The following is an 11,929-nucleotide window of genomic DNA, read 5'->3' on the forward strand; positions in this document are numbered from 1 at the left end:
ATACGAGCACTTTTTCTATGCACAAAACTTTACGGTTAATTTTTGTAATGCTTTCAATGCTGGCCTTTCTGGCCGGAAAAGCGCGGGCTGGCGGAATGTATTTCATCGAAAACCGCGGTCAGTGGGAAAAGGATATTCTATACCGGGCCGAGATTCCAGGCGGGTTCCTGTTTCTCAAAAGCCAATCAATGGTATATGTGCTTTACGATGCCGCTTCGGTATCTGCGCGCCACGCGAAAACGCCGGTTGTTTCGTCAGCTGCCCGTCAGAATCTCAATACAATTTCGGCGCACGGCGTGGAGGTGAAATTTGCGAATGCGGCGGGTCAGGTTAAACACACTCCGAAAAGTCCCGTCGCAACCGGGTTTAGTTATTTTTTAGGTCAGAATGAGACTAAGTGGGCAGGTAATGTAAGGGGTTTTGAAGAAGTGGTATATGGAAATCTTTACCCCGGCATCGATCTCCGCGTGTATCTTCACCGATCAAAATTAAAATACGAATTTATAGTCAGCCCGAATGCGGATGCTTCGCAGATCAAAATGCAATATGCTGGCGCTGAGCAGCTTTCGCTGAGCAAGGAAGGGCAGGTGATCGTGAAAACTTCGGTGGGCCAGTTCAGGGAAGCCGAACCGTATTCATTTCAGAAGATCAATAACAAAGCAGTTGAGGTACCTTCTGCATTTACGCTTTCGGGCAATACCGCCCAATTCATTTTACCAAAAGGTTATCAGAAAAGCGCGCAGCTCACCATTGATCCCGAGCTTATTTTTTCTACCTATTCCGGCGCTGTCGCCGACAACTGGGGGCACACGGCTACGTATGATGCGCAAGGTAACCTGTATTCCGGAGGTACGGTCTTTGGGTCAAATTTCCCTGCGACGGTCGGTGCATTTCAGGTGAAGTTTGAAGGGCTGGTTGATGTTTCTATCATGAAATTCAGTCCGGACGGAAAGGATCTGATTTACGCGACATTCCTGGGTGGAGACGATACGGAAGTGCCTAACAGTTTGATAGTGAATTCGAAACAGGAATTGCTGATACTTGGTACTACCTCATCAAAAGACTTTCCGACAAGAACCAATGCGTTTCAGCGGGCGTTTGGCGGGGGAACTAAAGTTGTTCCTATTTCGGGACTTGACTTGAATAATGGGGCTGATATTTATATTTCAAAACTGAGCGCCGATGGCAAACAGCTGGCTGCTTCGACTTATCTGGGCGGCTCGGGAAACGACGGTGTAAGCAGTGCAGAATCATTTTCGATCCGAAATTACGGCGACGCTTTCCGTGGTGAAATTGTAGTTGATGAAGCAGATCATGTACTGATCGTGTCGTCTACTAACTCGACTAATTTTCCACTTAAAAATCCCGTGCAGAACCGAATGCTGGGTGGCCAGGATGGAGTGGTTTCGAGGCTCGATCCCGGGCTTACCACCTTGATGTGGAGTACCTATATTGGTGGAGAAAAAGAGGATGCAGCCTATTCACTGAAAGCATTGCCCGGCGGGAATATCTACATTACCGGTTCTTCCAAAAGCAGCACATTGGCCAGTATCTCAGGCTCTTACCAAAAATCCTTAAAAGGGATTGAAGACGCATTCGTAGCCAGATACACGGCCGATAAGCTGGTGGCACTGACTTATCTTGGAACAGAAAAAGAAGATGGGGCCTATTTGCTCGATACGGACGCGGCCGGAAATGTATACGTTTACGGGCTGACGACAGGCGAATACCCGGTTAGTCAGGGCGTTTATCAGAATACAAAAAGCGGACAGTTCATTCATGCACTGGATGCGACACTTTCTAAAAGCATTTTTTCGACCGTAATAGGATCGGGAAAAGGTGCGCCGGATATTTCGCCGACTGCATTTCTGGTCAGCGAATGTGGCAATATCTACATTGCGGGTTGGGGAGGAAATGTCAATAGCAGTACAAATAACAATGTGGCAAGCAGCACGCGGGGACTCCCAGTGACGGATGATGCAATTCAGCCTGGCACTAACGGTAACAACTTTTATATTGCTATCCTTGAACAAAATGCAAAATCGCTGCTTTATGCGACCTATTTTGGCAGCCAGAGCGATGATAACCAGATCCAGGGGGATCATGTGGACGGAGGTACCAGCCGGTTTGACAAGAACGGCACCATTTACCATGCTACCTGTGCATGCGGCGGCAGTCATTTTCCGGTAACACCGCAAGCCTGGTCGGAAACGAATAATAGCGACAACTGTAACAATGCGGCTTTCAAAATTGATATTGATCGTTTGGAGGCTGACTTCGATGTCTATTCAGGAAACCAAAAAGATGTACTTCGCGGCTGCGCGCCGCTCGCTTTGACTTTTGTAAACCAAAGCGAGGGAGGTATTGACTATATCTGGGAAGTAAACGGCAGTACGATCTCGCGGGAAGATGAGCAATCGGAATATACATTTTCAAAGCCAGGGGAGTATACAGTTACTTTGAAAGCTTATAACCGGCTGAGCTGCAAGCGTATGGATGTGGCTCAAAAAAAAATAATCGTAGAAACCCTGAGCGCAAAAGTCACAGCGGATACTGCGGTTTGCGAAAATTCAAGTGTGAAATTGCTTGCGGAAGGCGGGACCCAATATAAATGGTCGCCGGCCACAGGGCTAAGCAGCAGCACCGTCGCGAATCCTACTGCAATCGTCAAAGAAACGACCGAGTATAGCGTGGAGATCAGCAATGCGAGTGGCTGTAAGGTTACGGAGAAGGTAAAAGTGCTGGTTGAGAAAAAGAATGATTTCGTCGAAATGGCGGATACCGAAGCTTGCCAGAGAGCGCCGGTAGTGCTGACCGTGTCCGGCGACGCGCCTCAGTACCGGTGGTTTCCCGCAAAAGGATTGCCGGAAACGATCGGGAAAAGCGTGACCGTAAAACCCGACGAAACGACCACTTATACAGTGGAAGGACTGTATGCAGACGGTTGCCGGCCGCTCCGGGAAATAACTGTGAAGGTAGACAAAACCCACGCGCCTGATTTTGAAATCGTGACTTCGGGTGGTGGTTGCAACGAACCTTTCAGTTACGCGATGAATAACAAAACTGCGGGTGCACAGCGTTACGAATGGAATCTTGGAAAGGGGAATACTTTAAACGACAAAGATGTTGGCGAATACCAATATGAAACACCGGGAGAATATACTGTTTCATTAACTTCTTATAATGCAGCTGGTTGTCCATTGAGAATAGAGAAGAAAGTAGTAGCTGCCCCGCCCTTCACCTTAGCAAATGTGATCACGCCGAATGCAGACGGAAAAAATGATTTTTTCGTCGTGCCCGTTTCGCCAGCTTCATTGGAAGTATTTAATCGCTGGGGGAAACTCGTGTACAAAGCCACCGATTATAAGAATGACTGGGGCAAAGGCATTGCGAACGGGACTTATTTTTATGTGGTTGATACGCCGCAGGGTAATCACTGCAAGGGCTGGGTGGAGGTATTGGAGTAAATCAATATATATTGCAACAAAGATCCATTAACTTTTAAATCAGGTAATTAATTGAATCATCAATCAATCATTTCAATGAAAAAACTATTCATACTACTATGTCTTGCGGTGGCGGGTTTCAATGTAAATGCACAAACTGCAAACACGTTCGGAAAAGAAGTGAACGACAAAAAAGCGATCGAAGCTTCGGCACTGCCGGCTAAGATGGGCGATAAAACTGAAATGGATGCCAAAGTGAGCGGCACTGTCGAGTCGGTCTGCCAGGTGAAAGGCTGCTGGATGAAAGTGAAGCTGGACAATGGTGAAACAATGCGGGTGATGTTTAAGGACTATGCATTTTTTGTTCCAAAGGATATAGCAGGCAAAACGGTTGTGTTTGAAGGAGAGGCGCAGAAGAAAATGGTACCTGTTGAGCATTTACAGCATTACGCCAAAGATGCAGGCCAGAGCAAGGAAGAAATTGCGAAAATCACCGAACCCAAACAGGAACTGACCTTTATAGCCGACGGCGTTTTGGTAAAATAGTTTTCTGAAATAGGAAAGAAATATTCTGGTGGATACTTTGTAGCAATACAGGGTATCCATTTTTGTTTTATGAAGATCAAATTTCTCTCTTTTGCCTTATTACTGTGCTGCCTCGGCGCGAATGCTCAAATTGTAAAAATCAACTGGTGGAATCCGCAGAGCGCCGCATTCCCGGTGATTGAAGGCCAGGCGTGGCGGGATAAAGATCTGAAAAATCCCTATGACCGGTTGCCAGCGAAGGCAGAAAAAGTGGTCAGGGACGCAGTCTGGGGCTTGTCTAACCAATCTGCCGGTTTGATGATACGGTTCAGAAGCAATTCTCCCGAGATCAAAGTGCGATATACTGTCGGTGGCCGGCACGCCTTGCCGCACATGCAAGCGACGGGTGTAAGCGGAGTGGACCTGTATGCGGTCAGCAGCGAAGGGGAATCCCGGTGGGCTGCGGGAAAGTATGCATTCGGAGATACCATTACCTACGATTTTAAAGGCATTACAGCCAACGATAATTACCATAAAAAAGGGAGAGAGTACCGGCTGTTTTTGCCACTATATAATAATGTAAAATGGCTGGAAATCGGCACGCAGGAAGGGACTGAGTTTACTCCTTTACCGGTACGGGCAGACAAGCCGATTGTCGTTTATGGAACTTCAATTGCGCAGGGGGCCTGTGCCTCCCGTCCGGGTATGGCCTGGACTTCCATATTGAGCCGAAAAATGGACCGGCCGCTGATCAATCTGGCGTTTTCAGGAAATGGGAAATTAGAGAAAGAGGTGGTGGAGCTGGTGAATGAAATCGACGCCAAGATATTTATCCTTGATTGCCTGCCTAATCTGACTATACGGCCAAATGCAGCAATACCAATGACGGCTGAGGAAGTAAAGCGCAGAATTTTGGCTTCTGTTAAAGCGATACGAGAAAAACATTCGGACACACCTATTGTGCTTGCCGAGCATGCGGGTTATACGGATGAGTCTATGAATCCGCAGAACATGCTTTTTTATACGGAAATAAATGGAGTGATGAGAAACGCATTTGCGCAGTTGAAATCAGAAGGCATTGAAAATCTGTATTTGATCCCCAATAAGGATTTCGACCAGGATATTGAAACAACTGTTGACGGCACGCACCAGAGCGACCTGGGTATGATGCGCTATGCCGAAGGTTATGAAAAGCATTTGCGCAATGTGCTGCACGAATACCAGGGTGAAGTATCGACCGCGAAACCTGTTGTCCAACTCAGAGAGCTGAATAATTACGATTGGGAGGCGCGGCATCTGGCTATTTTGGAACACAACAAAAATACTTCCCCGGCAACAGTTGTGATCGGTAATTCCATCACGCATTTCTGGGGCGGTTTACCCAAAGGGCCGCGTGCGGTTGGGGAGGACTCCTGGAACAAGACGTTCGGCAAAAGCTCCGTTAATATGGGTTACGGCTGGGACCGCATTGAAAACGTATTATGGAGGATCTACCATGGCGAGCTGGATGGTTTTAACGCCAGGGAGATTTTTGTAAATATTGGCACCAATAATCTGCATTTGAATAGTGACGAAGAAATTGTAGCAGGCTGGAAGCTGTTGATCGACGCGCTGAAATATCGTCAGCCCAAAGCAAAAATTACCTTTTCCGGCATTTATCCAAGACGCGCGCAGGAGCAGCGTGTCAAGCTTATGAATGAGCAATTAGCCCGGCTGGCAGGCGCGGAGAATATTGGTTTTATTGACCCGGGAAAAGTGTTCCTGAATAAGGAAGGCAAGATAGATGAGTCGCTGTTCGGTGACGGGTTGCATCCCAATGCAAAGGGCTACGAATTGCTGGGGAATGCGATCAGATCTTACATGAAATAGCTGTCTTATATAATCACCCCAATCCCAAAAAGGACAACAAAGAGGAGGGTAGACAATGCCATCTGTTTCAGGTAAGGATCCAGTTCCTGTGCTTTCTTTAATCGGGAAACAGCCAGGCCATTCTTAATGAATAGCGGAAAACTGAGCACAAAAAGCAGATTTTGAACGCCTGAAAAGTGGAGGAATGCGTAGAATAAAACGCAAAACATTCCTGTAAGCAGAATAACCCAATGATATCTGATTGCATTTTTTCGTCCAAGTCGCACCGGAACCGAATTTTTGCCGGTAACTCGGTCAGATTCAATGTCGCGGATGTTATTGATATTTAAAACACCCACCGCAAAAAGGCCGCAACTGGTAGCAGGAAGTAATAATGACCAATCCCAAAGGTGCGTGTGGAGATAACTGCTACCTAACACACCTACCCAGCCGAAGAATATCAAAACGGACAGATCTCCAAGGCCGACGTAGCCATAAGGACGTTTTCCGGCAGTGTAGGTAATGGCCGCGATAATACAGGCTACACCGATTCCCAGAAATACCCAGAATGCATTCCTGGGCGCATCATTCAACGCAATAATGAGCAGAGAAATACCGGATAACAATGCAAGCGCTGAAAACCACACAATCGCCCGCAGCATCAATGCGGCAGTAATATGTCCTGAATGCACAGCCCGGCGCGGTCCTTCCCTCAGCTCGGTATCTTTGCCGTTTACAGCATCACCGTAATCATTGGCGAAATTGGAAAGCACCTGCAAAATGATAGTAGTAAGTACACTTAAAGCTGCTACCGACCAGTGAAAACTGCCGGAGGAGGCAGCCAGAAAGCAGCCCATGATAATGCAGGAAAGGGAGAGAGGTAATGTTCTTGGCCGGGCGGCTTCAATCCAGGGATTCATTTAATGAAGCGAAATAAAGTTGTTATGCCTGGGCTTTTTGCTCTGCCCAATTAATAATTTGTTCGGCGAGATCAAGCCCCTCCTTGGAGACATTGGCACTGAGATTGCCGTCGTAGCTCATTGAAAGATGCAGTGTATCGTATGCAGCCAGAAATGCGCCAAGGATCTTTTTATCTCTTATTGATAGTTCTTCCTTGTACCAGTCTACACTTTTACGGCCTTTTTTCTTTCCGCCTAAAATGCTGTCTAGCGCAACAAGCACGCCTGCATAGGCTGTGTGCCCAGCCATTTTTACATATTTCCGATCCCTGTAAAGTCCATTTTCTTTAATGGCTTTGTCCCGAAGAATTTCTTTGGCGTTGGACAAATAGCGTTTAGCTTCGATAATGTCTTTCATTTCAATGTGTGTTATAAAGATTAGTGAAGGGCAATGTAGGCTGCCAGTCTGATAACTGACAGCCCGTCAATATGTACTATTAAATCCCTACAGATTTCAAGAATTCAGGGTCAGTCGGTAATACTTTGGAAGCGAAGAAATTGGTTAGTTCCCCTTTTTCATTCACCACATACTTGCAGAAGTTCCAGGTCGGTACTTTATCGTTCCAGCCATTCAATTCTTTGGTGCTTAACCATTTATATATCGGCGCCTGATCGTCGCCGAGTACGGACACTTTTTCGAACATCGGGAAAGTCACGCCGTAAGTTGCAGAACAGAAAGTTGCGATTTCTTCGCTGGTACCTGGCTCTTGTCCGCCGAAATTGTTAGCAGGGAAGCCCAGTACTACCACTTTGTCTCCGTGGTCTTTGTTGAATTTCTCCCAATCTGCATATTGTTTGGTGTAACCACATTTGGAGGCAACATTTAAAATAACCACTTTTTTGCCTTTGTATTTGCTCAAATCAACCGTTTTGCCACCTACCAAAGATTTTACTTTAAAATCATACAGCGATTGTTTTGCTGCCGGCGCATTTTCAGGTCTTGCGGCAGTTTCGCTTTTGTCGACGAAAAGGCCGGTTATCAGGGATGTAATCATAATCAGGATTGATTTTAAAAAGCTCATACTAGTTTTGGTTATGGTTTATACAATTTAAGAATAAACACTTTTGGCCCCTTACATTCGCTCGGGAACTTCTATGCCCATTAACCCCAAAGCTTTGCGAATTGTTTCAGAAACCACCTGAGATAAAGCTACCCTGAAACGCGTCGCTTCCGGGTTCGGATCCGAGAATATCGAAACCTCTGCATAAAACTGGTTATAAACCTTCGCAAGCTCAAATGCATACTGGGAAATAAGGGAAGGCGCAAACTCACTGGCAGCAGCATTTACCTTCGACGGATATTGTGAAAGTGAAAAAATCAGCTCACGCTCAGCCTGATGCAGCTTATAATTATCACCCGGAATCACGGCCTGAATGCTGGCCTGCTCCGCTTTCCGGATAATAGAACGGATACGGGCATAAGTGTATTGAATAAATGGTCCTGTGTGTCCTTGAAAATCAATGGATTCCAGCGGATTGAAGAGCATCCTCTTTTTAGGGTCTACTTTCAAGAGAAAATATTTCAAAGCGCCCATAGCCAGCTGGTTGTATAGCTGTTTCGCTTCCGCACTGTCGAAATCGTCGATCTTGCCCAGTTCTTGCGTACGGTCCGCTGCAGTCTGGATCATTTCAGCGATCAGGTCGTCGGCGTCGACGACGGTTCCTTCACGCGACTTCATTTTACCAGAAGGCAAATCGACCATTCCGTAACTGATGTGGTAGCAGCCTTCGGAGTAAATGCGGCCCAGACGTTTCAGGATCGCGAAGAGTACTTTGAAATGATAATCCTGTTCATTCCCAACAACCCACAGGTAGCGGTCATTGTGGAAATCCTTATTCTTTAATTCGGTAGTACCCAGGTCCTGCGTAATGTACACCGAAGTACCATCACCGCGGAGCACCAGTTTTTCATCCAAACCTTCCTCCGTCAGATTGATCCAGACCGAATTGTCTTCTTTCCGGTAAAAAACACCCTTCTGCAAGCCCTCTTCGATAATATCTTTCCCCAGCAGGTAAGTGTCTGATTCATAATATGTTTTGTCGAAATTTACGCCGATTTTATTGTAAGTTTCTCCAAAACCCTGGTAAACCCAGCTATTCATTTTCTGCCATAAAGCAATCGTGTCAGCGTCTCCCTGTTCCCAAAGGAGAAGCAATCTTTGGGCTTCAAGTATCCACGGCGCTTTTTTTGCGGCTTCCTCTTCCTTCATTCCCTGGACAACGAGTTCCTTGATCTGCTTCTTATATTCCTGATCGAACATCACATAATACTTGCCCGCCAGGTGATCACCCTTAATCCCGCTCGATTCGGGCGTTTCGCCATTTCCGAGCTCACGATAAGCAAGCATCGACTTGCAAATGTGAATGCCGCGGTCATTGACAAGGCATGTTTTTACAATATTGTAACCGCTGGCTTTCAATATTCTGGATAAAGAATCGCCGAGGAAATTGTTTCGTAAATGTCCCAGGTGCAGCGGTTTGTTGGTATTTGGTGAAGAAAATTCCACCATTACCGACTGACCGTTCGAAGGCATTGTGCCGTAGTCAGGGTGGTTGTTGATCGTTTCAAACAAGTCCAGCCACGTCTGATCTTTTAGGCTGATATTCAAAAATCCCTGCACTACATTGAAGCCATCGACCACGGCGGAACTTTCAACCAGCTCTGTTCCGATAACCTGGCCAATTTCTGCCGGCGCTTTCCGCACGGTTCTGGTTAAAGTAAAAGTTACAAACGTGTAGAATCCTTCAAATTCTTTTTTTGTGGGTTGTAAGATGATCTCTTCGATGTCGATTTCAAAATGCTTTTGGATCGCTTTTTGAATATCGGCCTTTAATATTTCCTCAATGGTCATGAAAAATGGTGTAAGTCAGACTGCTTCTCCAAAATGCGGATACAATTCTGATGTTTTTATTTAAATGAAAATATTCTGATATTAATAGTAATGTTCTGTTTTTTGATGCAAAATTAGGGTAAATATTGAAGAGAGTTACACCCCAGAAGGAAGAAGTTATGCCCAATTATCTGTTACCTTCTTTTCGGATAAGGTTAGTTTGGCTGCTTGTTTTTATGCCCATTATCGGATGGACGCAATTACAACAGTCGGACAGGCTGGAAATCCCCACGAATTCATCTGCCTCCGAACAATTTGAAGTTTTTAGTCTTGGTGAGCAGGGTATATTGTCTGTGATCAGGGGTGACGGATATATGAGCAGCCGCAATGAGCAGTGGCAATTTGTTAAATATGATACCACGTTTAAAGTAAGCTGGCGGGCTGGTTACAAGCTCGACTTCCGGTACATTCCGGTAATGGCCTATAAGGGAGCTGATTTTGGGTACTGGCTTTTCGCCGAACCGGATACCGACCGTTTTTTGTTTCTTCAGCTCAATTTTAGCGACGGTTCGATCGATACGTTTAAAGGCAACCTGCTGGCGGGGGTAGATGTACAGCAATTTAAGGTAATCGGCAGCAAAGCATTGGTGTCGGGATATTACAGGTCACGGCCGGTTGTGATCATACACTCATTCTTTGATCATACGACCAGGGTGCTACCCGGCCTCTTTGAAAAGAATACAGAACTCAACAACGTGGATATCAATGAGGTAGACGGTTATATCAATGTGATTACGTATGCCTATCGTAAGAAAAACTGTGTTTTTGAGATAAAAACTTACAACTATGACGGTAAGTTTCTCAAACGTACCACATTAAGCGACTCGCGTTACAGCTTTATCTCTGGGCAGATAGTGCCATTAAATCCGGACGATTCCTACCTGATTGGAAATTATTCGGTAGGCTGCACGCAGTATTCGCAGGGACTGTATGTGACACATATTGAAAACGACAAACCCGCTGACCCACAGTTTATTGAATTTTCTGAATTGCAGAATTTTTTCAATTACATGAAGCCCAGGCGAAAACAGCGCATGCTTGAAAAAATAGGTAAAAGGAAAAGTCTCGGTAAAGAAAACCGGTTTAGGTATCGCCTGCTGGTACATGAGCTGATCCAGACAGAAAATGAGATCGTGCTTGTGGCCGAAGTCTATTACCCCAATCAGCGTTCCGCCAACCCGATCATTTCCGGCGGCATTTCGCGGCCCTATATTTCCCGGTCGCTGGAAGGTTATCGGTACACACATGCGATCGTGTGCGGATTTGACCGGAGCGGGAAGTTTATGTGGGATAATTGCATTACGATCAAGGATTTAACAAGCTTTGATTTGCAGGAAATGGTGCAGGTAACTCCTGTGGACGATTATTTCGTGCTGGCTTATCCGCAGGAAGGTGAAATTCACACAGAGGTAATCAGCAGGGATAAGGTTGTTGTAGAAACCGAAAAGTTCAAAATCAATCCGAAGTCGGAAAAAGAGAAGGTATTAAATAATGAGGACGGATATCTTTCACCCTGGTATGGTCAGTACTTTCTCGCTTACGGAATGCAGCGTATTGGAAGTTCTTCGATCGGGCAGGGTAGGGAGGTGTTTTACGTCAATAAGCTGACTTACAAAACGGAAGATATTGGCAAAGTAGGCTTGAAAACCGATTAGGAACCGTGATCATTAGTCGACAAGCCAGATGTGGTCGGCATCGAACCCCTGTTCTTTCCATTCAACCTGTACGCGTTGACTTTCAACAGTACTTACTTTCATTCCGGCATAGTCAGGCCCTATAGGAAGTTCCCGGTTGTACCGGCGGTCGATCAGAACCATTAATTCCACAATTTTCGGGCGTCCGAACGCCGTCATCGCGTCCAAAGCCGCACGGACCATGCGGCCGCTGGCCAATACGTCGTCAATCAGGATTACTTTTTTACCCTCGATCAGGAACGGGACATTCGTTTTATTAGGTACTAAGGGCGATTCGCGTCGTCGGAAATCGTCCCTGTAAAAAGTGGCGTCAAGGTAACCCAACGGAATATGTTGCCCTGTCCGCTCGCGCAGTTCGGCAATGATGCGTTCGGCAAAATAAATACCCCTGGGCTGCAAACCCATGACCACCGAGTTGGAAAAATCCTGGTGGTTCTCAATTAATTGCTGGCACAACCGGCTGATCATTATTTCCAGCAAAGGGCTACTCAATATCAATCGTTTTTGGGGTATCATGTATTTTCCCTGAATTTTAGCCTAAATTAAGTGCTCTATCATGAAATCAA

9 protein-coding genes are annotated in these 11,929 nt (G+C 46.0%); 4 read left to right on the plus strand and 5 right to left on the minus strand.

Annotated elements, in window-relative coordinates:
• Positions 1 to 47: 47 nt before the first annotated feature.
• The 3 genes from FXO21_RS16685 to FXO21_RS16695 all read left to right on the plus strand — a co-directional run bounded on the left by FXO21_RS16685 (position 48) and on the right by FXO21_RS16695 (position 5,840).
• Positions 48 to 3,467: a DUF7948 domain-containing protein gene (locus tag FXO21_RS16685; protein ID WP_225865718.1), complete on the plus strand. Its 3,420-nt coding sequence runs from the start codon at positions 48 to 50 to the stop codon at positions 3,465 to 3,467.
• A 75-nt stretch (positions 3,468 to 3,542) separates the two neighbouring features.
• Positions 3,543 to 3,992, plus strand: coding sequence for a DUF4920 domain-containing protein (locus tag FXO21_RS16690; RefSeq protein WP_149641142.1), 450 nt, complete (start codon positions 3,543 to 3,545; stop codon positions 3,990 to 3,992).
• Positions 3,993 to 4,061: 69 nt separating this feature from the next.
• Positions 4,062 to 5,840 carry an SGNH/GDSL hydrolase family protein gene (locus FXO21_RS16695; RefSeq protein WP_149641143.1) on the plus strand — a complete coding sequence of 593 codons (1,779 nt, stop codon included), beginning with the start codon at positions 4,062 to 4,064 and terminating at the stop codon, positions 5,838 to 5,840.
• Positions 5,841 to 5,845: 5 nt separating this feature from the next.
• Here the strand turns inward: FXO21_RS16695 and FXO21_RS16700 are convergent, their stop codons facing one another.
• The 4 genes from FXO21_RS16700 to argS form a co-directional block, all read right to left on the minus strand.
• Positions 5,846 to 6,739 (minus strand): 1,4-dihydroxy-2-naphthoate polyprenyltransferase, encoded by an 894-nt coding sequence (locus tag FXO21_RS16700; RefSeq protein ID WP_149641144.1) that lies wholly within the window; start codon positions 6,737 to 6,739, stop codon positions 5,846 to 5,848.
• Between the two features lie 22 nt (positions 6,740 to 6,761).
• The gene (locus FXO21_RS16705; protein ID WP_149641145.1) at positions 6,762 to 7,136 is read right to left on the minus strand and encodes a DUF5618 family protein; all 375 of its coding nucleotides are present in this window, start codon (positions 7,134 to 7,136) and stop codon (positions 6,762 to 6,764) included.
• A gap of 79 nt (positions 7,137 to 7,215) precedes the next feature.
• The gene (locus FXO21_RS16710; RefSeq protein WP_310586911.1) at positions 7,216 to 7,773 is read right to left on the minus strand and encodes a glutathione peroxidase; all 558 of its coding nucleotides are present in this window, start codon (positions 7,771 to 7,773) and stop codon (positions 7,216 to 7,218) included.
• Between the two features lie 78 nt (positions 7,774 to 7,851).
• The gene (argS, locus tag FXO21_RS16715) at positions 7,852 to 9,630 is read right to left on the minus strand and encodes an arginine--tRNA ligase (RefSeq protein WP_149641147.1); all 1,779 of its coding nucleotides are present in this window, start codon (positions 9,628 to 9,630) and stop codon (positions 7,852 to 7,854) included.
• A 125-nt stretch (positions 9,631 to 9,755) separates the two neighbouring features.
• Between argS and FXO21_RS16720 the strand changes: the two genes are divergently transcribed.
• A complete protein-coding gene (locus tag FXO21_RS16720) occupies positions 9,756 to 11,324 on the plus strand; it encodes a hypothetical protein (protein WP_225865719.1) in 1,569 nt (522 codons plus the stop codon).
• Between the two features lie 12 nt (positions 11,325 to 11,336).
• Here the strand turns inward: FXO21_RS16720 and pyrR are convergent, their stop codons facing one another.
• Complete coding sequence (gene pyrR / locus FXO21_RS16725) at positions 11,337 to 11,876, minus strand: bifunctional pyr operon transcriptional regulator/uracil phosphoribosyltransferase PyrR (protein ID WP_149643521.1); 540 nt, start codon at positions 11,874 to 11,876, stop codon at positions 11,337 to 11,339.
• Positions 11,877 to 11,929 lie beyond the last annotated feature (53 nt).

Origin of the sequence: Dyadobacter sp. UC 10 (assembly GCF_008369915.1) — a bacterium.
Lineage (GTDB): Bacteria > Bacteroidota > Bacteroidia > Cytophagales > Spirosomataceae > Dyadobacter.

Coding starts and splice junctions, on each gene's coding strand:
- FXO21_RS16705 (WP_149641145.1), bottom strand. CDS start 7,136: ATGAAAGACATTATCGAAGCTAAACGCTATTTGTCCAACGCCAAAGAA.
- FXO21_RS16685 (WP_225865718.1), top strand. CDS start 48: ATGCTTTCAATGCTGGCCTTTCTGGCCGGAAAAGCGCGGGCTGGCGGA.
- FXO21_RS16700 (WP_149641144.1), bottom strand. CDS start 6,739: ATGAATCCCTGGATTGAAGCCGCCCGGCCAAGAACATTACCTCTCTCC.
- FXO21_RS16695 (WP_149641143.1), top strand. CDS start 4,062: ATGAAGATCAAATTTCTCTCTTTTGCCTTATTACTGTGCTGCCTCGGC.
- argS (WP_149641147.1), bottom strand. CDS start 9,630: ATGACCATTGAGGAAATATTAAAGGCCGATATTCAAAAAGCGATCCAA.
- FXO21_RS16690 (WP_149641142.1), top strand. CDS start 3,543: ATGAAAAAACTATTCATACTACTATGTCTTGCGGTGGCGGGTTTCAAT.
- FXO21_RS16710 (WP_310586911.1), bottom strand. CDS start 7,773: ATGATTACATCCCTGATAACCGGCCTTTTCGTCGACAAAAGCGAAACT.